The organism is Streptomyces sp. NBC_00704, from assembly GCF_036226605.1.
Classification (GTDB): Bacteria; Actinomycetota; Actinomycetes; order Streptomycetales; family Streptomycetaceae; genus Streptomyces.
The window spans coordinates 15,864-35,779 of record NZ_CP109000.1 but is presented as its reverse complement, the minus strand read 5'-3'; the positions used below and the strand labels follow the sequence as shown (position 1 = coordinate 35,779).

19 protein-coding genes and 10 pseudogenes are annotated in these 19,916 nt (G+C 68.1%); 15 read left to right on the top strand and 14 right to left on the bottom strand.

Going from position 1 to position 19,916, the window contains the following annotated elements:
* Positions 1–8 precede the first annotated feature (8 nt).
* A complete protein-coding gene (locus OG802_RS00250; RefSeq protein WP_329405987.1) occupies positions 9–428 on the top strand; it encodes a MarR family winged helix-turn-helix transcriptional regulator in 420 nt (139 codons plus the stop codon).
* A gap of 57 nt (positions 429–485) precedes the next feature.
* On the opposite strand, the pseudogene OG802_RS00245 reads toward OG802_RS00250, so the two are convergent.
* From OG802_RS00245 to OG802_RS00230, 4 genes and pseudogenes are all read right to left on the bottom strand, one after another.
* Positions 486–866: pseudogene (locus OG802_RS00245) on the bottom strand (transposase family protein); the annotation flags it as partial.
* Positions 867–1,203: 337 nt separating this feature from the next.
* Positions 1,204–2,009: pseudogene (locus tag OG802_RS00240) on the bottom strand (alpha/beta fold hydrolase).
* 160 nt (positions 2,010–2,169) lie between these two features.
* Positions 2,170–2,456, bottom strand: a pseudogene (locus OG802_RS00235) (leucine zipper domain-containing protein); the annotation flags it as partial.
* Complete coding sequence (locus tag OG802_RS00230) at positions 2,453–3,424, bottom strand: SDR family NAD(P)-dependent oxidoreductase (RefSeq protein ID WP_329405986.1); 972 nt, start codon at positions 3,422–3,424, stop codon at positions 2,453–2,455. The gene OG802_RS00230 and the pseudogene OG802_RS00235, both read right to left, overlap by 4 nt.
* 55 nt (positions 3,425–3,479) lie before the next feature.
* Between OG802_RS00230 and OG802_RS00225 the strand changes: the two genes are divergently transcribed.
* From OG802_RS00225 to OG802_RS00215, 3 genes and pseudogenes are all read left to right on the top strand, one after another.
* Positions 3,480–3,902, top strand: a complete 423-nt coding sequence (locus OG802_RS00225; protein ID WP_329405985.1) for a MerR family transcriptional regulator — start codon at positions 3,480–3,482, stop codon at positions 3,900–3,902.
* Between the two features lie 31 nt (positions 3,903–3,933).
* Positions 3,934–4,188, top strand: a pseudogene (locus OG802_RS00220) (transposase); the annotation flags it as partial.
* Positions 4,163–4,329: pseudogene (locus tag OG802_RS00215) on the top strand (IS630 family transposase); the annotation flags it as partial. The pseudogenes OG802_RS00220 and OG802_RS00215, both read left to right, overlap by 26 nt.
* Positions 4,330–4,413: 84 nt before the next feature.
* Here the strand turns inward: OG802_RS00215 and OG802_RS00210 are convergent.
* A complete protein-coding gene (locus OG802_RS00210; protein ID WP_329405983.1) occupies positions 4,414–5,325 on the bottom strand; it encodes a LysR family transcriptional regulator in 912 nt (303 codons plus the stop codon).
* Positions 5,326–5,397: 72 nt separating this feature from the next.
* Between OG802_RS00210 and OG802_RS00205 the strand changes: the two are divergent.
* From OG802_RS00205 to OG802_RS00190, 4 genes and pseudogenes are all read left to right on the top strand, one after another.
* Positions 5,398–5,775, top strand: a pseudogene (locus tag OG802_RS00205) (RidA family protein); the annotation flags it as partial.
* On the top strand, positions 5,761–6,162 hold the full coding sequence (locus tag OG802_RS00200; protein WP_329416865.1) for an antibiotic biosynthesis monooxygenase family protein: 402 nt from the start codon (positions 5,761–5,763) through the stop codon (positions 6,160–6,162). The pseudogene OG802_RS00205 and the gene OG802_RS00200, both read left to right, overlap by 15 nt.
* Positions 6,163–6,602: 440 nt before the next feature.
* On the top strand, positions 6,603–6,842 hold the full coding sequence (locus tag OG802_RS00195) for an XRE family transcriptional regulator (RefSeq protein WP_329405982.1): 240 nt from the start codon (positions 6,603–6,605) through the stop codon (positions 6,840–6,842).
* A gap of 141 nt (positions 6,843–6,983) precedes the next feature.
* Complete coding sequence (locus OG802_RS00190; protein ID WP_329405980.1) at positions 6,984–7,193, top strand: hypothetical protein; 210 nt, start codon at positions 6,984–6,986, stop codon at positions 7,191–7,193.
* A 275-nt stretch (positions 7,194–7,468) separates the two neighbouring features.
* Here OG802_RS00190 and OG802_RS00185 read toward each other — a convergent pair.
* The 3 genes and pseudogenes from OG802_RS00185 to OG802_RS00175 form a co-directional block, all read right to left on the bottom strand.
* Positions 7,469–7,917, bottom strand: a pseudogene (locus tag OG802_RS00185) (helix-turn-helix domain-containing protein); the annotation flags it as partial.
* 7 nt (positions 7,918–7,924) lie between these two features.
* Positions 7,925–8,596 carry an HAD family hydrolase gene (locus OG802_RS00180; RefSeq protein WP_443055428.1) on the bottom strand — a complete coding sequence of 224 codons (672 nt, stop codon included), beginning with the start codon at positions 8,594–8,596 and terminating at the stop codon, positions 7,925–7,927.
* Between the two features lie 134 nt (positions 8,597–8,730).
* Positions 8,731–9,663: a transposase family protein gene (locus tag OG802_RS00175; RefSeq protein ID WP_329405977.1), complete on the bottom strand. Its 933-nt coding sequence runs from the start codon at positions 9,661–9,663 to the stop codon at positions 8,731–8,733.
* Positions 9,664–9,720: 57 nt separating this feature from the next.
* Between OG802_RS00175 and OG802_RS00170 the strand changes: the two are divergent.
* Both OG802_RS00170 and OG802_RS00165 read left to right on the top strand, forming a co-directional pair.
* Positions 9,721–10,161 (top strand): annotated as a pseudogene (locus tag OG802_RS00170) (IS5 family transposase); the annotation flags it as partial.
* A gap of 260 nt (positions 10,162–10,421) precedes the next feature.
* The gene (locus tag OG802_RS00165; protein WP_329405976.1) at positions 10,422–10,568 is read left to right on the top strand and encodes a hypothetical protein; all 147 of its coding nucleotides are present in this window, start codon (positions 10,422–10,424) and stop codon (positions 10,566–10,568) included.
* Between the two features lie 153 nt (positions 10,569–10,721).
* Here the strand turns inward: OG802_RS00165 and OG802_RS00160 are convergent, their stop codons facing one another.
* A complete protein-coding gene (locus OG802_RS00160; protein ID WP_329405975.1) occupies positions 10,722–11,096 on the bottom strand; it encodes an ATP-binding protein in 375 nt (124 codons plus the stop codon).
* Here OG802_RS00160 and OG802_RS00155 point away from each other — a divergent pair.
* Genes OG802_RS00155 through OG802_RS00145 form a run of 3 tightly spaced genes read left to right on the top strand, consistent with a single transcriptional unit; the run spans position 11,077 to position 13,149 of the window.
* Positions 11,077–11,364, top strand: a complete 288-nt coding sequence (locus OG802_RS00155; RefSeq protein ID WP_329405973.1) for a helix-turn-helix domain-containing protein — start codon at positions 11,077–11,079, stop codon at positions 11,362–11,364. The two genes, OG802_RS00160 and OG802_RS00155, sit on opposite strands and share 20 nt — an antisense overlap.
* Before the next feature lies 1 nt (position 11,365).
* Complete coding sequence (locus OG802_RS00150) at positions 11,366–12,844, top strand: S1 RNA-binding domain-containing protein (protein WP_329405971.1); 1,479 nt, start codon at positions 11,366–11,368, stop codon at positions 12,842–12,844.
* A complete protein-coding gene (locus tag OG802_RS00145; protein ID WP_329405970.1) occupies positions 12,841–13,149 on the top strand; it encodes a hypothetical protein in 309 nt (102 codons plus the stop codon). Before OG802_RS00150 ends, OG802_RS00145 begins: the two co-directional genes overlap by 4 nt.
* A gap of 67 nt (positions 13,150–13,216) precedes the next feature.
* On the opposite strand, the pseudogene OG802_RS00140 reads toward OG802_RS00145, so the two are convergent.
* From OG802_RS00140 to OG802_RS00120, 5 genes and pseudogenes are all read right to left on the bottom strand, one after another.
* Positions 13,217–13,965: pseudogene (locus tag OG802_RS00140) on the bottom strand (transposase family protein).
* A gap of 428 nt (positions 13,966–14,393) precedes the next feature.
* Positions 14,394–15,998: an MFS transporter gene (locus OG802_RS00135; RefSeq protein WP_329405968.1), complete on the bottom strand. Its 1,605-nt coding sequence runs from the start codon at positions 15,996–15,998 to the stop codon at positions 14,394–14,396.
* Positions 15,999–16,526: 528 nt separating this feature from the next.
* Positions 16,527–16,700 carry a hypothetical protein gene (locus tag OG802_RS00130; protein WP_443055148.1) on the bottom strand — a complete coding sequence of 58 codons (174 nt, stop codon included), beginning with the start codon at positions 16,698–16,700 and terminating at the stop codon, positions 16,527–16,529.
* Positions 16,701–16,713: 13 nt separating this feature from the next.
* Positions 16,714–17,457: a TNT domain-containing protein gene (locus tag OG802_RS00125; protein WP_329405966.1), complete on the bottom strand. Its 744-nt coding sequence runs from the start codon at positions 17,455–17,457 to the stop codon at positions 16,714–16,716.
* A gap of 89 nt (positions 17,458–17,546) precedes the next feature.
* Positions 17,547–18,284 carry a nuclease-related domain-containing protein gene (locus tag OG802_RS00120; RefSeq protein ID WP_329405964.1) on the bottom strand — a complete coding sequence of 246 codons (738 nt, stop codon included), beginning with the start codon at positions 18,282–18,284 and terminating at the stop codon, positions 17,547–17,549.
* Positions 18,285–18,314: 30 nt separating this feature from the next.
* Between OG802_RS00120 and OG802_RS00115 the strand changes: the two are divergent.
* Positions 18,315–18,443: pseudogene (locus tag OG802_RS00115) on the top strand (cytochrome P450); the annotation flags it as partial.
* Positions 18,444–18,682: 239 nt separating this feature from the next.
* A complete protein-coding gene (locus OG802_RS00110) occupies positions 18,683–19,909 on the top strand; it encodes a lactonase family protein (RefSeq protein WP_329405962.1) in 1,227 nt (408 codons plus the stop codon).
* Positions 19,910–19,916: the final 7 nt, after the last annotated feature.

The following is a 19,916-nucleotide window of genomic DNA, read 5'->3' as shown; positions in this document are numbered from 1 at the left end:
GCATCTTCGTGAAGCCCATCGGTTACTGGCTCAACCGCACGGACAAAGCCCTCACCCGCCACATGAACGACACGCTGAAGGAGGTCGGGCTCACCCGGATCACCTGGCAGGTCCTCAACGTCGTCCACGACACCCCTCGGGTCGCCGACACGGAAGTACTGTCCACTCTCTCCGCCAACGCCGACGTCCCCACGCTGACCGCCGCCATCGACACCGTGATCGTCGACGGCTGGGCGACACGTCCCGCACCGCACCGGCTCTCCCTCACCCCCGATGGCCGCCAGCGCCTGGCCGGCGTCGCCGAGCGCGTCGACGCGTTCCGCGAACTCTCCACCGCCGGCATCTCCCGGGACGAGTACTGCACGGCCGTCCGCGTCCTCGAACGCATGACCGGCAACCTCGAAACAGCGTGGGGCGCCGCCCCGTGAGCCATCGCGGAGCACTCGGCTTCGCCCAACCCGCCAACCCAAGCACACTGAGCTTCTTCAGCGTTGCCGCTCCAGGGTGAGGACGGCTTTGGCGATTGACGTCATGCGGTTCGGACTGCAGCGGGCTCTGCGGAAGATCCGCCAGGACTTCAGGCGGGCGACGCCTCGTTCGACCGGTGCCCGTGCCGCGGCCAGGGCCCGGTTGACGGTCTTCTCGGTGGGGGTGAGTTCCCGCAGGGGCCTGCGTTTGATGCCCGTGCTCAGCCAGGGGCCACCGCCCTGGTAGGCCGTCAGATCCGCCGGGACGGGAACGCCCTGGCGCTCGCGGATCCGGTTGATCCGGTGGGTGCGGGCGGCGGTCAGGTCATGGGTGCGGCCCGGCAGGGCGGGCGAAAGCCAGAGCAGCCGGCCGCCGGGGCCGGTGACCACCTGCACGTCTCGCCGATCGCCCGGGTGATGGTGGACCGCTCCAGACCGTACAGCTCTGCGAGCGCGGCGTACGGGAGCTGGGTACGGAGGCAGACCAGGGTGATCAGCACCCGGTCGGTGCAGACCAGGTCGTGCTTCGGTCCGGCCCCCGGCTGCTGCTTGCGCTTGCCGCCACGCCGCTCGTGCAGCGCGCACCCACAGCACGCGCTCCACGGGCCAGCCAACTCCTCGATCAAGCGGCAGAGATGTGCACGGGAGATGCCCGTGAAGGCAGGATGGGACAAGGCCGCACGGGCTTGTTCCTTCGTCATCACACACGAGGAACCCGCGCGGCCCTCTCTCCACGTCACGCTCCGCCTTCGCAATTGCCTGGCTGTTGCTGCTCTCGGTCCGTGAGCGCCGCCGCGGTGGCGCGGGCGAAGCCTTCTGGGTTGTCCAGCATGATGTTGCGCCCGCAGTCCGGGATCGGGACCACGGCCACCCCGGCTTCGGTGAGCGCATCGGCGCCCGGAAGCGGGCCGTCGGCCTCGGGCAGGAGGTAGGTGCGGGGAATCTCCAGGCCCAGCAGAAGCTCACGCATGGTGGGGACGGTGCCGCGGGTGAGGTGGACCGCGCTGCGATGCAGGGCCTCACGGCCGGCCAGCCGCATAGTGGACCATCAGTGGGAACCGGCCCGGTCGCGGCTCTCTTCCCAGCCGCCCGACAGGAACTCCTGCTCGGAATACGCGGCGATGCCGCTGCTGCCTGCACAGGCGGGCCTGGGCGGGATCGGGTCGAGGTTGGCGTCGACCAGGACCAGGCGAGAGACCAGCTGAGGGTGCCGGGCGGCCAGGACGACGGCCACCGAGCCGCCCATGCTGTGCGCGATCAGCTCGGCCCCGGTAACACCGCGCAGGACAGGGCTGCGGCGAGGGCATCGGCGTGCGATTCCAGAGTGTAGTCGAAGCCTGTCGGCCGGTCGCTGATGCCGTGCCCGAGCAAGTCGATCAGCAGCGAACGGCGGCCGGCCAGCAGAGGATGGACCGCGACTTCTGGGAAGTAGGCGGGCGAAGTGGCGTCCAGACCATGGACGAAGACGCGTGACGGTTCCTGTCCCGGCAGCTCAACCCAGCGGATCTGGTCGCCCTCGGGCGTCACGACGGCGTTGCGCACAGTCTGCTCCCCTGGACTCCAGACCGACGGAGAGACGACAGTAGCCACCGGAACTCGGTACACCACCACCGCGCCCAGCACAGGACATTGCTCGAGCACCAGAAGTCTCGGACCTCGGTCAGGACACCTCACTCGGTTTCGTTCACAACGCCGTAAGTTCGGCCAGCTCGTGGTTGATCCGCAGCGCGGACCACTTCCTCTGGCGTCGCCAGGATTCGATCTTCTCGATGACCCATGCCGGGGTCGCGTTCGGGATGTGGTGTGGGGCCGACGGACGGTCGAGCAGACCGAGGTCACCATGACCGCGCCACCGGTTGACCCGCTTCGAGGCGCAGGCCCGAGAGATGCCTCGGCGGCGAGGTGCGCGATCGGGCGGGCGCGGCAGCGTTCGACGAGGCGACGTGGGCCTTCGATGGTCAGTGGTGCGTTGCGGTGCGGTGACGTCATCGGGTGATCGGGGCGGTGCCGGACGCGGCGATGGACAGGTCCCACAGCCGTGCGGCTGCATCGGGGTCGATGGCGTAGGCGCGGACGCCGCCGTCGTCCATGGACGCTTCGGGGGCGGAGATGCCGGCGATGTCGCAGTCCTCCAGGTAGAGGCCGCCGCAGTCGGCGAGGAGAGGGGAGGTGGCGGCCCACAAGCCGGTGGCGGCGCCCTGGGCGGGGGTCTTGAAGTCGGTGGCGATCACGTTGCCGTGCTCGTCCACCCACCCGCGGTCGATCTGTTCTTGGAGTGCCATTTCCCGCTGCAGCCCGGTGATGATCTTGCCTGGATGAAGCGAGAAGGCCCGGACGCCGTCGCCGCACCCGAGCGTGTCGAGGTGTACGGCGAAAAGGGCGTTGGCGGTCTTGGCCTGGCCGTAGGCCAGCCACTTGTCGTAGCCGGTGCGGAAGTGCGGGTCGTGCCAGCGGATGTCGCTCAGGGTGTGGCCGGCGGAGCTGTTGACCACGACGCGTGCACCATCGGCGGCGGCCAGGAGCGGGTAGAGCTCGCAGGCGAGGGCGAAGTGCCCGAAGTGGTTGGCGGTGAGCTGGCCCTCCCAGCCGGGTCCCACGCGTCGTTCGGGAGTGGCCATGACTCCGGCGACGGCCATGAGCAGGTCGAGCCTGGCCAGGGAGTCGCGGATGTCTGCGGCGGCGGCCCGCACGCTGGCGAGGTCGGTCAGGTCCATGGGGATGACCTCGCAGCCCTTCACATTCGCGAGTGCGGCCCGCGCGACGTCAGGCCGGCGCGCCGGAACGATGACGCGGGCTCCGGCGGCCGCGAGGGTACGAGTGGTTTCCAGGCCGAGCCCGGAGTAGCCCCCGGTCACCACGGCGTTCGTGCCGGACAGGTCGAGGCCCGCGGTGACGTCCTGGGCAGTGCTGGCGGGGGAGAAGGGCGAGCCGAGCGGCTGCTGATCAATGCTGGTCATACCGTCGAAACTACGATCTAGAGCGAGGTCTAGATCAAGTCCTAGACTGCGACGCATGGTTAGCACCGAGACTCCTGCAACACCACTGAGCATCGGCGACGTGGCCGGGCAGACCGGACTCAGCGTCCACGCGCTGCGCTTCTACGAGCGTGAGGGACTGCTCGTCGGACCGGTCCAGCGAACCTCCGGAGGCCGGCGACGGTACAGCGCGCTCGATGTCGACTGGCTGCTGATCTGCGTCAAGCTACGGGAATCCGGGATGCCGCTGGCCGACCTCAAGCAGTTCGCCGAGCTGGTGCGGCACGGTCCGGGAAACGAGACGGAACGCCTGCAGCTTCTCGAAGCCCACCGGCGGCGCGTCGACGCACAGATCCAGGCCCTGGAGGAGTGCCGGTCCGTCATCACCTGGAAGGTCGGCGTCTACGCCGACCACCTCGCCCGCGGCAAGGCCTCAGGACTCTGGGACCCCACGACCTGAAACCTCACCGGCCTGGGTCGTTGTGGTGGGCATGGGGCGGGACGATCTGACAGATGACGAGTGCGAACCGTTGCGTCCGTTCCTGCCAGTGAGCAATGGACGTTGTGGCCGATGGCGGGATCACCGACAGGTGATCGACGGGATCCTGCGCCGGGTTCGAACCGGAGTGCAGTGGCGGGATCTTCCCAAGCGGTTCGACCCCTGGAAGACCGTCTATGAACGCCACCAGGTCCGCGACGTCGTGGGCCTCTACCCCGACCCAGCCCGTGCTGCCGATGGGGCCTGGTGTTCCCGAGCGCCGCAGCCACGACCACGTCCGTGCCAGCACGACCACCCTGTTCGCGGCGTTGGAGGTCGCCACGGAAGGTGATCGGTTCCCAGCACCGCAGACACCGGGCCGTGGAGTTCAAGAAGTTCCTCGCCAGGCTCGACAAGGAAGTCCCCGCCGACCTCGACTGCATCTGATCCTCGACAAAGTCGCCGCCTACCGCCGACGAATCTCCGACTCAGGTCACCAGGTCCTGTCCGGCAGACTTTGGCTGATGGTCGCCAGTAGATGTGCAACCAGGGGATTACGGTCGTTCTCGCGCCAGGCGACGGCCACTCGGGTACGGGCGGTGTCGGGTTCGATCCTGCGGAAGGCGACGCCTTTGAGGCGGATGCGTCGGATGCTCGCCGGGGCCAGGGAGACGCCCAGGCCGGTTTCAACGAGGGCGCACACGGTCTGCCACTCCACGGCGTGCTGGACGACCTGCGGTGTGAACCCTGCTGCGGTGCACAGGCCGATGATCTGGTCGTGCAGTGTGGGGCCGACCGCGCGGGGCAGCAGCACGAACGGCGAGTCCGTCAATTGTGCAACCTCTACAGTCCGTTGGCTGGCCAGAGGATGGGTAGACGGCAGCACGGCCACGAAAGGCTCGCTGAGTACCGTCCTGAAGCTGAGCTCTGTCTCGTCGGTGGGGGGTTCGCGTAGCAGACCGATGTCGATGGTCTGGTCGTGCAGGGCAGCGATCTGCGGAGCGGTGGTCATCTCGTGGATGTCCAGGTGCACGCCAGGGAACTGGTGACGGAAGGTGCGCAGCAGGCCGGGCAGGATCGTCAGGGCGAGGGAGGCGGCGAAGCCGATCCGCAGGCGGCCGGCCCGGCCACTGCCGACGGCCCGGGCTGCGGTCAGGCCGTCCGAGAGGTCGGTGAGTGCCCGCCGGGCGGCGGGCAGCAGTTCGCTGCCGGCTGGGGTGAGGGCGACCCGCCCTGGGGCGCGGGTGAACAGCGCGTGGCCGACCTTGTCCTCCAGGCGGCGGATCTGCTGGCTCAGCGGTGGCTGGGCGATGCCCAGGCGGGCGGCCGCGTGGCCGAAGTGGAGTTCCTCGGCGAGCACGACGAAGGCGTGCAACTGCAGCAGGGGGAGTTCGGGGCGCTCCATACGCTCATGGATATCAGATCAAGCCTCCGGTCGTATTAGACGTATCAGTGCTGGTCACTTAGCGTTCGGCGCATGACAGAGCGACGCGCGATCCTCAGCGGCTCGACCTTCGAGGGGCAGATCGGCTACGCCCGGGCTGTCGTCGACGGCGATTGGGTGCATGTGTCCGGGACGACCGGGTTCGACTACGCCACCATGACGATCTCCGACGACGCGGTGGAGCAGGCCGAGCAGTGCCTGCGCAACATCGAGGCCGCGCTGGCCGAAGCAGAGTGCACCTTCGCCGACGTGGTGCGTGTGCGCTACCTACTGCCGGACCGCCAGGACTTCGAACCCTGCTGGCCGGTCCTGCGCCGCTGCTTCGGCGAGGTCCGGCCGGCAGCCACGATGCTCATGTGCGGTCTTGCCGACCCACGGATGAAGATCGAAATAGAGGTGTACGCGCGGCGGCGCGTCCCGCCTGACGGTGGCGCTACGAGCAATCTCTCGGAAGCGCCTGTTTCACCCGTCGGAGCGTATGAACCCCCCTACTACGCGGCCGTCTTCACTACGGTGCGAACCCAGGATCAGAGCGGCTACAGCGAGACCGACGCCCGCCTGGAAGAACTGGTGAAGGACGTCCCCGGGTACCTGGGGATGGACCACGCGCAGACTCCTCGCGGGCTTGGCATCACCGTCAGCTACTTCCGCGACGCCGACGCCCTCACCCAGTGGCGGACCAACACCGAGCACCGCGCGGCGCAACAGCGCGGGCGAGCCGAGTGGTATGAGAGCTACACGCTGCACGTGGCGAAAGTGGAACGCAGCAACGGGTTCACGCGAGAGCAGGCTCCGTAGAGCCCGACAGCACGCTGATCAACCGGGACCACCGCAGCCACTGGCCCGCCGCAGGGCTATGACCTGCGGATAGGCGGCGGCGTCTGCCACGGTCGCCCCCGGTCACCTCGCGCGGCAGTACGATCCACGGATAAGGCCGTGTGGCTACGTGGCGGTCGGCGGGCCGGGCAGCGGCGTGATGTCGATAGGCCTGGAGGGTGTCCGTCCGGTCCGCTTGGGCCGATCAGGTGGCGATGCCCATGCGAGCGTGCTGGCGTTGGGGGCGGAAGATGAGTCCTGCCTTCCTGCGTCTTCACGTCGCCCCCGGGGCGTACTGGTGACGCATCGCATTGCACCGGAGTGCGCGTTGGAGGTGCTGGACCTGGCCGGGCGGTGCGCGCGGGTTGCTGACCATTGCGATCCGAGCGGTTGAAAGGGGCGGGGGAGGGCAGAAGGAGCGGATGGCTGATCTGTCAGAGTTGCTGCAGCAAGGCATGCTCCGTCGTCACCTGAACGCGCAGGCCCTTGCCGCGCGGACCGGCATCCGTACGCCGCGCATCCGCGTTTTCGCCGTGGAGGGCGCGCACGGTCCCGTGCACCCCACGCAGGAAGAGCTGGCCGAGCTCGCCGCGGCACTTGCCCTGCCGCTGCCCGAGGTGCTTGCTGCCGCCCGCACCCCTGAGGCGGTGCCGTCGGCCTGACGGTGTCCCGACACCAGCGCGTCGGGCGGCGTGGATTCCTCGGCGACTGCAGCGGCTGCCCGGTAAGGCGGCCTCCAGGACTGCCATCGCCCTTTCTGTCCCGGCGGGTGTGTTTGGTAATCACGGCTCCTGCCTCGGCTTATGGCTGCTCAGCAGGTTCAATGGGGTGTGGATGATGTGTTGTGGAACAGGCTGTCGGCCGAGGAGCGAGCAGAAATTGACGCTCTTGTCGCCGCTGGTCGCAGTGTGCAGGCCATCGTGGTGATGCGGGAATGCGCCGCTCTGCCGCAGCCTGATCTTCGTGAGTGCGTTGATCTTCTGGCACAGCGGTTCACGGTGCTGCGGGAGTAGGCGATGGCGCCGTGCGGTTGATCATGTGTCGCGCCAGTTCGAGGTGCTGATGGGGGTTCTTGAAAACGGCCAGGACTCCTCCTCGCATCACTCGCTCTGGTGTTCAACGAAGTGAGAGTTTCAAGGAGCGTATTCCCGGGTCGTCGGCTTGGGTTTCCCATGCGTGGAGTGCGCCGGCCGTGTCGAGACGTCGAGACGCTGGCTTCGTGTCGGTGGCCAATCCGGGATCCTCACGCACGGCCACACCAGTGATCAGCTGCCTGTGGAGAGGTCCGGTCGTTGCGGTTGCCGGGCAGCGGCTGGCCGACGGTCACGACGAGCCGGGTGTCGGCGTCGATGACGACCTGGTGTTCTTTGACTGCTCGGCCACCGTGTGGTCGCGGGTGAGAACCCGAGTGCCGTCCGCGATCAGGACGGTGTCCTTGCGGAACCGCTTGCGTTGCTGCAGCGCGAGTGCGGGTCCGAGGTGGTCGATGATGCGGTCGGCTGCGGACTTCGACACCCCGAACTGTGGTGCCAGTTGGCGCAGTGTCAGGTTGGTCCGCCAATAGGCGGCGACCAGCAGCACCCGGGCCTCCGGCGGCAGGCTCCACGGCCGGCCCCTGCGCACCGGATCCGCCCCCTCGCGCCGCAGTGCGGTGATCAGCTTGCCGAACTGCCGTGGGGGCAGCCCGGCGAACGGGGTTGTCCAGGAGGGCTCCGACGCCGTGATCACACCAGTCACACGAAGATCATCCCAGCGAGTCTTGGTGCCGACGGACGGCCTCAGGCTCGGCATTCCCGTGAGGGCCGGATATGAAGGCCAGGATGTGCGGGACGGCCTCGTGCAGACTGACGAAGTGGCGGTGCACGCCCTCCACCGCGACAGCGGCGTTCACGCCCCACACCGTCATCCCGGCACGCAGCCCGGACCGCACTCCGGACGGGGCGTCCTCGATGACCAGGCAGTCTCCCGGCTCGGCTCCCAGCCGCGCAGCGGCTCGCAGATAGGGGACGGGAGAGGGCTTGCCCTCCTCGACCGCAGCCGCGTCCACGATCACGTCCGGCATCGGCAGGCCTGTCCGCAGGAAACGGCCGCGCACCCGGTGCTCGTAGTTCGAGGTCACCAGCGCCCAAGTCCCCGTTGGCAGGCCGTGCAGCAGCTCGGATGCGCCGTCGAAGGCCGAATAGACGCCGGATCGGACGTCTTCGTCCTCCAGTTCGTGCAGCGTGGCCAGGCACTCGCAGGGATCTTGGTCCGCAGTGACCTGAGCGAACGTCTCCATCGGTCGCGTCTGCAGAGCCACCTGGTAGACCTCTTCAGCATCCAGCCCGTACCGCTCTGCCCAGGTTGCCCAGACTCGGCGCTGGTTGCTCACCGCGTCGATCAACGTGCCATCGACATCGAGCAGGACGTACTTCATGCGGCCCGGCCGCCCAAGTTCACTGATCACGCGTCGATCATGCCAGGCGGCGAACGGGCGATTGCGGGACAGCCCTTACGAGCTCGTGCATGGTTGGCGGTGAGACGTCGAGGACTTCGGTGGGGGCCCGGGGTTCACATCTGCTGGGCCGATGTCAGGTCCGCTATTTGCTGGTGGGACAGCAGGCCGGCGATGGCTCGGACCGTGTCGCTCATGTGCTCGCGGCGCCCGAGGTGGCGGGCCAGTGCCCGCCAGTTCTTCAGGTGTGCAATGCCGTGCTCGACCCGGATACGGCGTGAGGAATGCGCCTTGCGCTGGCGCTCGTACATCTCCTCGTACCAGTCCGGGGCGTTCTTCTTGAACTTGCGGTGCGGTGGTGTCACTACACGTCCGCCGGTCTGCGCGCCGAGCCCCTGGTAGCCGGCATCGGCGAGGATCTTGACCGCAGGCCCACCGGCCAGGAGCCCCACCAGCCCCAACTGGCGCGCATGGGTGATGTCCGCGCAACTCCCGGGCTTGGTCGGGCTGCACCACAGCACGCGTCCTTCGCCGTCCGTGACCACCATGGACTTGACGGCGTTCTGCTTGTTCTTCCCGGAGATGAACTTGTCCCGGTCCTTTCGCCCTTGGGCCGGCCGCCGGACCCGGATCTCGGTGCCGTCGATGATGCCGGTCTTTCCGGTCGCGCCGAGATGGTCGACGACTTCGGCCAGAGTCCGCAGCCGTACGTCGGGGCTGATGGTGCACCCTCGCTCGGCGAGCAGGGGCCGCACCTCGTTGATGGCCCGGGTGATGGTCGAGCGGTCCACGCCAAACCAGCAGGCCAGCACGTCGTGGGTGGTTCCGTGACGGAGATGGACGAGAGTGGCCAGCAGTCGGTCGACGAACACCAGCCGGTGCTTCGCGCCGGCGCCCATGGCCCGCTTCCGCTGCCGGGAGGCAAGCCTGGTCTGGTGGCGTTGATGCCACAACGGGCCGACTTCGGCGACGAGTTCAGCGATCACATCGGCCGTCAGGCCCGTGATCCTCCGGTTGCTGATGACCAGTGCACGAGTCGAGTTCCCCACCACACAACCATGATCAACGATCAAGAGCTCGACGTCTCACCGCCAACCATGCACGAGCTCGTTAGCGAAGGTGGTCGCAGACCTCTCGCACTGCTGGTCACCCCCGGCCAGTGGGGCGACGCACCACAGATGATCCCCGTACTCGAACGCGTCCGCGTGGCTCGCAACGGCGAAGGACGCCCGCGCACCCGACCGGTACACCTGAGTGCGGATAAGGCGTACTACTCCCGCAGGAACCGCCGCTACCTGCGCAGACGCCACATCAAGCACACCGTTCCCGAGCCGAAGGACCAGAGAGCCAACCGTCAGCCCCGAGGGAGCCGCGGCGGCCGGCCTGCCGGGTTCGACAAGGAAAAGTACAAGCGCCGCAACGAAGTCGAGCGGACGATCAACCGCCTGAAGAGCTTCCGCGCCGTCGCCACCCGCTACGACAAGCGAGCCTACGTCTTTCACGGCACCGTCACCGTGGCTGCGATCCGCCTATGGCTCCGGTCGTGATCTGCCGGAGTCCTTCAGACGCCTGAGGGATCGGTGTGATCCTGGCTTGGGCGAAGCGTCAGCAGCTGGCCATGCCATGGTGTCGCTCCGCTCCGATTGCAAGACTCCGGAACGCGACTAACGCCCGGTCCGAAGATGCTCACATTGTTGCTGGACATGGTGCTGGCTGACCATGCTGGGGACCAGGCAATCTCCGTCCGGCTCCGTTGCCGTCTGCGCGGGGTGCTCAAGATCCGCCGGACTCGCCTTAGCGCGCGTGAGTGCTCCCGGCCGCCGGCGCGACGCTGCGGGAGCGGTGGGCGGCCATCGCCCCCGAGCTCGCCGGGCACGTCGCCGCCGTGTCGTACGATGCCGACTCCGGCTGGCTCACCGGCGGATACAGCGGATGTGCTGCAATGGGTGAGTGAAGTTTGAGCATGACAACATGGTCGGTGTCCGCCTGGCTGTGTCGCTGGTGAATCTCGAGGCTGCTGGTTCGTGGCGGGCTGAGGCGTTGGAGCAGGTGCTTGAGCGTCACGCGATTCGGCGTGCTCGTGTGACTGGTTCGGCTTGCGAGGAGATCAGAGGTGCGAGGCCGTGAGGCCCTGGCCCATGGGCAGCACGGTCGCAGCCGGCTCCTCACGGGCGAGCCTGAGGAGCCGGTCGCGGTCGGCGGTGGAGTTCTGCCCGCTCAGTCGGATCGGGGCCTTCAGGTCTATCAGCAGGGGACGGGGGGCGGTATTGGCGTCGACCCGGATGACCACCACGCTGAGTCCGGAGCCGTCGCCGAAAGGGACAGGGATGAAGGTCGGCTCCCAGGGAGGGGCGAACTTCTCACGACAGCCGCTGGCGACCCTGTCGATCAAGTCTTGGGCGTCAACGCCGACGACGCGGTCAGTGCCCGGCTCGACCTTGTCGCTGACGCCGACAAGGATCATGCCGCTGTTCTTCAACATCCGGGCTAGCTTCGCCGAGTTCGAGGTCGATCTCCTGCGCATGCGCACCCGTGAAGGCATGGCGGTGGCGCGGGCCAAGGGCAAGCTCAAGGGGAAGCAGCCCAAGCTCACCGCCCGCCAGCAAAGCCACCTGGTCCAGCAGCACCAGTCCGGCGAGTACACCATCGCCGACCTCGCCGAGCTCTTCTCCGTCAGCCGCGCCACGGTCTACCGCGTTCTTGAACGCCACCAGAACGCAGCCACGCGGTCGACCTCCGGTGGGCAGTGACGTGCTGCCCTACGTCTATCAGGTCACCAAGTACGACCCCGCCGATCGCGACCACCACGGCCGCTACGCCGGCACTGAGGACACGACCAGCGACCACGGGCCGGTCGAAGCCGCCTACCTGCAGGCCGTCGCCGCCTTCGCCGAGGACAGCTGCGTCGACCAGCTGGCCATCCGCGAGCCGGAGCTCGCAGGCTTCGTCCACTTCGGCCTGGAGCCACCGGTCGACGGCGACGGCCTGGCCGGCCTCTTCCCCGCCGGCCCCGCCGGGTTCCACGACGGGGCACTGGTGCCGATCGGTGTCGGCCTGGAGCTTGTCCGAGCGATGCTCCGCGACAACGGGGCCTGGTGCCGCCTGGAAGTCGAGGGGGAGTTCACGGTGCACGTCGGCTGGGACCAGTACCTCTACCTCGGCAGCAGCCGGCCCTGCGAAGCCGCGCTGACCCGCACCCGAGCTCTCGGCCTGTTCCCGCAACGCCTGGACGCATCGCCGTACGACTTCGCCCCCGACGACCCCGCATACGTGCAGCGCCCGGCCGACGCCGACTTCTGGGCCCGCCTTGGCTGGACCGTCAGCGCCCACCGCGCCACGTTCCTGGAGGAGACCTTCGCCTTCAACGCCTCCCGGTGGCACCGCCTGAGCCGCGACAACATCGCGACCGTGCGCTCCCAGCTGACTCCACGCGCACAGTTGGCCGTCTGGCCGGACCTGCTCACCGACGTCGACACGGCCGTGGCCGCCCTGCCCGACGAAGGGCTGGTGAAGATCATCTGGGAGAAGGAAGACGGGCAGATCACCAGCACGGTCGCGGACGAGACCCAGTTCGAGGACGTGCCCTCCCAGCTTGCCGGCGCGCGTGGAGCCGGCGTCGTATCCATGTACGCCGGTGAAGATCTCCCGCTGTTCACCGCCGTGCTGCCTGACAGCGACGGGGTACTCCGCGCGCGTTGGCAGACCGAGCCGACACCCAGCGACCGGGACTGGGCGTTCCTGAAGACCCTGCGCCGCGGCCAGGTCGTCACCGGCACGGTGACGTCCATCGCCAGTTTCGGCGTCACCTTCGTGGACATCGGCGGCTTCACCGCGATGATCAATATTCCGGAACTGTCCTGGCGTCCGATCAACTACCCGTCCGACGTCGTCAGCGTCGGCCAGGAGGTCATAGCTGAGGTACTCGACGTCGACATGGTCCGGCAGCGAGTGCCGCTGTCGCTTCGAGCAGTGCAGGAAGACCCATGGCCGCAGGTAGCGCAGAGGATCGGCCAGGTGGTCACAGGGCCCGTCACCAAGATCGTGCCGTTCGGTGTCTTCGTCCGCATCGAAGACCGAGAGGACGGCTTTGAGGGGCTCGTCCACACCGACGAGCTGGATCAAACGCCGCAGGACGTTATCGAAATCGGCGACACCCTCACCGTGAAGATCATGGATGTCGATCTCGTACGGCGCCGCATTGCCCTGTCGCAGAGGCAGGCCGACCGGTGACGACGTGGATGCAGTGCTTCTGGGACGAGGAAGCCATCTGGTTCTACTTCGAGGTCGACGCCAGCGGCTGGGTGACCCGACAGGTCGAACTCCAGGGTTCCGAACTGACCCCGACCGCGGCTGCGTCCCTGGACGAATGGCAGCGTGCCCAGCAGGCAGGGGGTCTGGCCGAGTACGAAAAAACGTTCGGGGCTACTGCTGAGCTCCCTGTCTCACAGTGGGAGGGACACGAACCCGATCAACTGACCGCGCAAGAATTCGAGGCGGTCTGGGATGCCGCCCGTCGTGCGATCACAGCCCGCTAACCCGGTTGACCAGAGGCGGAACGCTGAGACCCTGACAGCAGCACGTCAGATCGACTACTGAGATTCTTCAGCGTTGCCGCTCCAGGGTGAGGACGGCTTTGGCGATTGACGTCATGCGGTTCGGCTGCAGCGGGCTCTGCGGAAGATCCGCCAGGACTTCAGGCGGGCGTCGCCTCGTTCGACCGGTGCCCGTGCCGCGGCCAGGGCCCGGTTGACGGTCTTCTCGGTGGGGGTGAGTTCCTGCAGGGGTCTGCGCTTGATGGCCGTGGTCAGCCAGGGGCCACCGCCCTGGTAGGCAAGATCCGCCAGGATGGGAACGCCCTGGCGCTCGCGGATCCGGTTGATCCGGTGGGTGCGGGCGGCGGTCAGGTCATGGGTGCGGCCCGGCAGGGCGGGCGAGAGCCACAGCAGCCGGCCGCCGGGGTCGGTGACCACCTGCACGTTCACACCGTGGCGCCGGTGTTTGTGGGAGTAGTCGGCCCGGCCGTCGCCGACCCGGTCGCGCTCGCCGAGGGTGCCGTCGAGCAGGACGAAGTCGGGTTCGTGCTCGCGCAGCGTCTTCAACAGGCCCGGTGCACGTGCGGCGAGCAGGCCGACGACCGCGCTGGTGTAGGCGTGGGCGGTGGACTCGCTGATCCCGAATCCAGCGGCGATCTTCGCCAGAGTGGTGTGTTCGCGCAGGTACACCAGTGCCACCATCGCGCGCTGGGACGGGCGGAGCTTGCAGCGTCGGTCGCCCTCACGGGTGACGATGAGCATGGTGACCCACTCCACGAGTGCATGCGGCAGGTCGAGTGCGGCAGGATAGATGACCAATGAGGCCCCTGAGCAGCGTGGTTGAGACGTCAGACATCTCGATCAACAGCCCGGGGGCCTCGCGCGTTGCGCTTCACGGCCCATCACCCGATCGGTGGCCAACTCGAAGAGCCTCATAGAGATCCGGCCGCCGGCGTCAATGCTTCTCACAGAATTCACGAGCCGGAGAAGTCACGAGCCGGAAGAAGGCCTGGTACGGCAACGGTGCTTGTTCTGCCAGCCTCGCTGGCTTTGTGCGCCCATGGCCCGGAGGCGCCTACCGGGTTCTGGCAGCCACAGCGCCCTGACGGCGGGTGCTGCACTACGTCAGCTGCTTGTTTCCCGTGGCCACACAGGGCGGCGGTATTCGTGCCAGCGCATAAAGGGATCGGTGGCCCGCTCACCCCACCTGCACGACGGCTTCCGGTTTTGCAGAGTGCGCCCGGAGCTCACCCCTGCTTGCTCGGGACGTCCTTCTCCGCGGTGAGCCGCCGGGCGGGCAGATGGCGGGTGAAGCCGAAGCCGCACAGCGTGATGCCGCCCGCCGCGAGGATCGCGGCCTTCAGCCCGTTGAGCTGCGCGGCGGCGTACGCATCGACGAGATGCTGGGCCTGGTCGGGGGGCACCTGCGCCTGTTTCAATGCGGTGGACACCTGGTCGGTCGGCACGAACTGCACTCCGGCCTCGAGCGCCACGCCGACCTGCTGACGTACCGCCTGGGAGATCCGCGGGTCCGCCTCGATCTGCTTGTTCAACGCTCCGGCGAGGGCGGCAATCAAAATGGCGCCGATCAGGGCCGTGCCCAGAGCCGAGCCGAACTGCTGGGCCGTGTTCTGCAGGCCGCCCGCCTCGCTGCGTGCCTTCTCGCCCACGCTGGACTGAACGACGTTGCCCAGTTGTGACGCCAGCAGACCCATGCCGAGCCCGAGCAGGGCCATGGCAACAGCGAAGGAGAGGTCGTCGATCACCGGCTTGACGGTGGCCAGCAGCCAGACGACGGCCCCGAGCATGACGAGCAGACCGCAGCGCACCACCGTCCGGGGCGAGGCGACGCGGGCCAGCGCGGAGCCGCTCATGGCGGCGACCAGCATGGTCGCCGAGACGGGAAGCAGCCGCAGACCGGTCTGGAAGGCACTGAACTCCTGGACCACCTGGAGGTAGAGCGGGATGACGAAGAACAGGCCGAGCAGGACCGTGCTCTGGATCAGCAGCATGAACAGCCCGGCCCGCAACGTTGGCACCCGGAACAGTTCCAGGCGGACCAGCGGGTCCGCGCCGCGCGACTCCCGACGCCGCTCCCAGCTGACGAACAGGCTGAGCACCACGCCTCCCGCCGCCACGACGAACAGCGTGGCGGAGAACCCGAATACGGTAAACGGCGACTCCTTCGGCCGCAGCCAGCCCCAGGAACTGCTCTGCAGGATGCCGAGCACGATCCCCGCCAGACCCACCGCGCACAGCACCGCGCCGACGACGTCGAGCCGCACCCGCCGGGCGGCCTCCGGTGGGACCTCGATCCAGCGCAGCAGCGCGAGGATGACGACGACCACGACCACCTCACCCACGAAGACCAGCCGCCAGGTGAGATAGGTGGTCACCCATCCGCCCAGGAGCGGCCCGACGGCGATGCCGACGCCCGAGAGCCCGCCGATGACCCCGTAGGCCAGCGCGCGATCCCGGCCTCGGTAGGATCCCGCGACCAGCGCCGCCAAGGCGGGCAGGACGATCGCGGCGCCCAGGCCTTCGATGACCGACCAGCCCAGCGCCAGCACCCACAGCACCGGCGCAGCAGCTGTGATCGCCGAGCCGACCCCGTAGACCACGAGCCCGAGACCGAAGGCGCGGCGGCGGCCGAGCAGGTCGCCGAGCTTGCCCCCGGTGATCATGAACGCCGCCATCACCAGCGCGTACAGGGCGATCACTGTCTGGATCGCGGTGACGGTGGTGTGGAAGTCCTCCACCAGCCGGCTGATGGACACGTTCATCACGGCGGTATCGAGGACCATCAAGAACTGGGCCGTGCCCAGCACGGCCAGCGCCTTCCACTTTCCCATTGCCTCGGGCTCCCTAGCGTCCGCCTGCCGGACCGGTCGACACCTCGCCTCCATTTCCGCACGGGGGTGAACGTCGCGCATCGCGGCGGTGCCGGAAGAACTCGGCAAGCACAACCGGCCGGCCAACCGGCGCGGCCCGACCGCGGGGAAAGGCGCGCTCCGGAGTGATCTGCTGGCCCGGTGGCCGGGATCAGCAGCCTCGCCGGAGCCGTGTTCGACACCGCTCGCCGGGAACGGGGCGAGGAAGCGGCCTTCGGCTGTCACGGCCAGAATCTGAGCAACGAGTCTTCGTCTCCCACGCCGCTCGGTCCGGTGCTGGTGGCATGAGGAGGGCTGATCTGGAGCGTGTGTGGTCCTGGTTGGGCGACAACCACGGATGGCATCTCACGTCAGCCGCGTACAACAACTGAGAGGCCTGGTCGTATGAATGACGACAACGTGTGCCGGCCGGACCCATCAGTCGTCGGTCAGCAACCGCAGCAGGTAGGTGCATGCGTCCTCTTCGCGTGTGTGCTGGGCGGTGACTTCTCAGGTGCCTCGCTCGTAGGCGCCGGTCTCCCACATGCCTGCAAGGGCAGGTGACCGGCGCAGATACATGAAGTCGGTGGGCAGGGGGGAGGGCTGGTGGACCTCCTCGATGTAGTAGTGGCCGTCCCGCACGCCCCGGGCGCGCAGGACGGTGCGCAGACATCTGCGGTCCACCGGCCGGCCGGGTTCAGCCGGCGGAAGGGGCGAGGTAGCCGTGGTCCAGCAGCCACTTCACGTTCAGTCGCTCACCCGTGCCGGGGTCGAGGAGGGCCGGGTCGAGCTTGATCTGCTGGCCGCCGCCGGGCTGTTCGAACCAGGGGGCGATGCGGCCCTGCCAGACGAGGAAGGGCTGCTTCACGGCGTAGCGGTGGTAGTCGCAGGGGTACTTCGGGTCGCGGGTGTTGAGGTTCTGCGGCGGCAGGGCCCGCTTGGCGTAGGAGTCGCCGGCAGGGGCCAGGTACGAGCCGTACTCGGAGCCGAAGCGGTCCAGGCTTTCACCGGGCTCGAGGACCTCGACGTGCTTGTCGGCCTGGCCGGAGTTGGTCTCGGCGAACCCGTCGTTCGGCGGGTACTTCCACCCGCCCGGTCCCTGCGGGCTGTCGTCCTTCCAGTACTTGCCCAGGAAAGCCCGCGGGGACAGTTCACCCATGCGTTGATAGTGCTTCAGCAACGGCCCGACCGGTGCTTCCCACGAGCGGGGCAGGATTTGCGGTCCCAGCCGCGCATCTCCCTGGTACTCGCCGGTACACGGGGCGGGCAGGGATGTGGCCGGTACCGCGCGGGGGCCGACGTCCTCGGCGGCGGTGGCCGCGGTTGGCGCCAGAGCGGCAGCCGCAGTCAGTGCCAGCGCGGACAAAGTGCTGCGAGTGCGGTGGTTCACGTGTCGTACTCCGGTGGCTCGGTCGAAGACGAAGCCGACCCAGGCGGGCATGCCTGGAGCAGGCGGGTCCGCCAGGAGGCGGGACGAGTGGCCCGGCCGGGGCCAAGGGCGGCGAAACGTGAGGTCGCCGTGATCCGATCTCAGGATGCAGACGGGCCGGACCGGCCGAGACGGAGATCAACGAACGAGTGACCGGCAGGACACCCGTTCCCTCGCGCCGCTGCTGCGCAGCCGACGAGACAAGACACCGATGCCCGGATAACAGGAGAATCGTGGACCGCAAAGGCACCCACGCCGATGTTCACTCGTTCGAAGCGATCAATCCGCTCCACGGTTCGTGGCATCCCGACCTGGCTCAGTGTCGCCTGTGCGACGTTCGTACCCGGCGTCCCCAGAGCCCGTCGGGTCCCGCGTCCTCCAACAGCCCCATACAGCGCTGTATGCATGCACCTACGCTGAAGCGTGGCCGGGCGAAGGGTGCCACCCTGCACGGTCAGCTGGGACTTGTCCGACGTCCAGTTCTTCGTTTCGACGTACACGGCGCCAGCGGCCGTGAAGACCAGGTGGTCCGGGTTGGCGCGCTCCCTGGCCGCCCGATCGTGAAGCACCACCGCGTGGCCCCGGCGGACGAGCGGGGCCAGCAGCTTGGCCGTCCGCGCCTCTACGGCGGCACCCACCGCCCAGCTGTTGTGGGCCCGCCGGTATAGGCGCCGGACGCCGAGCCCGACGACGAGCGCGGCCACCAGGCCGAGTTGCCAGTTCCCCACGGTGCCCACGGCCCAGCCGACCACCGCGGCGGCCGCCGCCAGGAGCGGCAGAACCACCTTGGCCCACCGATGCTGTGCCGCCCGCTCCGCCGCCCACGCGGCCTCTCCCATCCGGACCGCGCTCGCGCCCGCGCCGCCCCGGTGGTGTCCGGTCTGATCGCCGCGCACGACGAGGGCGACCGGCTCACCGAGCAGGAACTGATCTCGACGGCCGTGCTGCTGCTGAACGCGGGGCACGAGGCGACCGTCAACGCCACGGTCAACGGCTGGCCCACGGCGGCCTCGGCGGCCAGGCCCCCTACGAACGCCTCAAGCAGAAGACCACGACCCAGGCGTAATCGTTGATCGTCAGTTGCACACCAGACCGGCATCGAGTCTTCCGGGGCGAGCGGAAGTTCTTACGAGAAGCTGACGCAGAGACCAAACACGTTCAACTCATCCGCCCCACAGGCGACTCTTGCTCTGCACGTCACCGGCCGGTGGTGGCGGCGAGGTACGAGGAGTCAGACGTGAGCAGGCACAACAGGCGCAGGTCGAAAACGCAGGTCCGGATGACCATCGCCGGGGCCGGGATCCTCGCCTCGGCGGCGGTCGCGACCACGGTGGCCATCGCCTCGGCGGACGAAGTCCCCCGCGCAGGCGAAAGCGCGACAACGAAGAGTGCCAAGGCGGGAGCCGACCACGCTGTCTTCGTGCAGGGCAACGAGCTCGCCGGAAACACCATCCATGTCTTCAAGCGCGACGAGGACGGAAAGCTGACGGCCTCGAACACCTACGCGACCGGCGGGCAGGGCGGCGACCAGGTCGACGCACCCACCGACTCCCTCGCCTCCCAGGGCTCACTCGTCTACGACCGCAGCTCGCATCTGCTGCTGGCAGTCAACGCGGGCAGCGGCACCGTGACCTCGTTCAGGGTTGAGGGACAGAAGCTGACGGACCGGCATGTGGTGCGCTCGGGCGGAGACTTCCCCTCGTCGATCGCGGTGTCCGGCAACCTCGCCTACGTCATGAACGCGGGAGGTGCAGGCAGTGTCCAGGGCTTCAAGATCACCGCTAACGGACTCAAGCCGCTGGGCGGTTCATATCGCTCCCTGGGGCTGAAGAACGACAAGGTGCCGTTGTTCAGCAGCTCGCCCGGCCAGGTTGTTTTCACTCCGGGCGGCCGTGAACTGGTCGTCACCACGAAGTCGGCCAACACAATCGAGGTGTTCCCGATACGACCCGACGGACGCCCCGCGCATCGCGCGAAGATCAACGACTCGGCCGGCGGCGTGCCGTTCGCGGTCACCTTCGATACGGCGGGCCGTATGCTGGTGGCAGAGGCCGAGAAGTCGACGGTCAGTACCTACAAGGTGCGCGCTGACGGCAGCCTCAAGGTCGTCCAGAGGCCCCTGACCAACGGCCAGAACACGCTGTGCTGGCTCGAGCGTGCCGGGGACTTCTTCTACGGCGGCAACACCGGCAACTCAACCGTCACCGGCTACCGTACCGACCGGCACGGCAGGCTCGCGCTCACCAACGACGTCGGCATCGCTACCCCGCCGTCAGCCATGTCCCAGGGAGTCATCGACCTGGCGGTGACACAGGACGAGAAGTTCCTGTACGTACAGAACGGCACCTCCGGCACCGTCGACGGTTTCCGCGTCGGTAAGAACGGCTCCCTCACCAAGGTCACCACGGCCACCGGTCTGCCCGCCTTCGCCGACTCCGGCATGGAGGGCATAGCCGCGGTGTAATGAAGCT

Coding starts and splice junctions, on each gene's coding strand:
- OG802_RS00155 (WP_329405973.1), top strand. CDS start 11,077: ATGCCGCTGTTCTTCAACATCCGGGCTAGCTTCGCCGAGTTCGAGGTC.
- OG802_RS00135 (WP_329405968.1), bottom strand. CDS start 15,998: ATGGGAAAGTGGAAGGCGCTGGCCGTGCTGGGCACGGCCCAGTTCTTG.
- OG802_RS00120 (WP_329405964.1), bottom strand. CDS start 18,284: ATGGGAGAGGCCGCGTGGGCGGCGGAGCGGGCGGCACAGCATCGGTGG.
- OG802_RS00160 (WP_329405975.1), bottom strand. CDS start 11,096: ATGTTGAAGAACAGCGGCATGATCCTTGTCGGCGTCAGCGACAAGGTC.
- OG802_RS00210 (WP_329405983.1), bottom strand. CDS start 5,325: ATGGAGCGCCCCGAACTCCCCCTGCTGCAGTTGCACGCCTTCGTCGTG.
- OG802_RS00230 (WP_329405986.1), bottom strand. CDS start 3,424: ATGACCAGCATTGATCAGCAGCCGCTCGGCTCGCCCTTCTCCCCCGCC.
- OG802_RS00195 (WP_329405982.1), top strand. CDS start 6,603: ATGGCTGATCTGTCAGAGTTGCTGCAGCAAGGCATGCTCCGTCGTCAC.
- OG802_RS00190 (WP_329405980.1), top strand. CDS start 6,984: ATGGCTGCTCAGCAGGTTCAATGGGGTGTGGATGATGTGTTGTGGAAC.
- OG802_RS00225 (WP_329405985.1), top strand. CDS start 3,480: ATGGTTAGCACCGAGACTCCTGCAACACCACTGAGCATCGGCGACGTG.
- OG802_RS00125 (WP_329405966.1), bottom strand. CDS start 17,457: ATGCCCGCCTGGGTCGGCTTCGTCTTCGACCGAGCCACCGGAGTACGA.
- OG802_RS00180 (WP_443055428.1), bottom strand. CDS start 8,596: ATGAAGTACGTCCTGCTCGATGTCGATGGCACGTTGATCGACGCGGTG.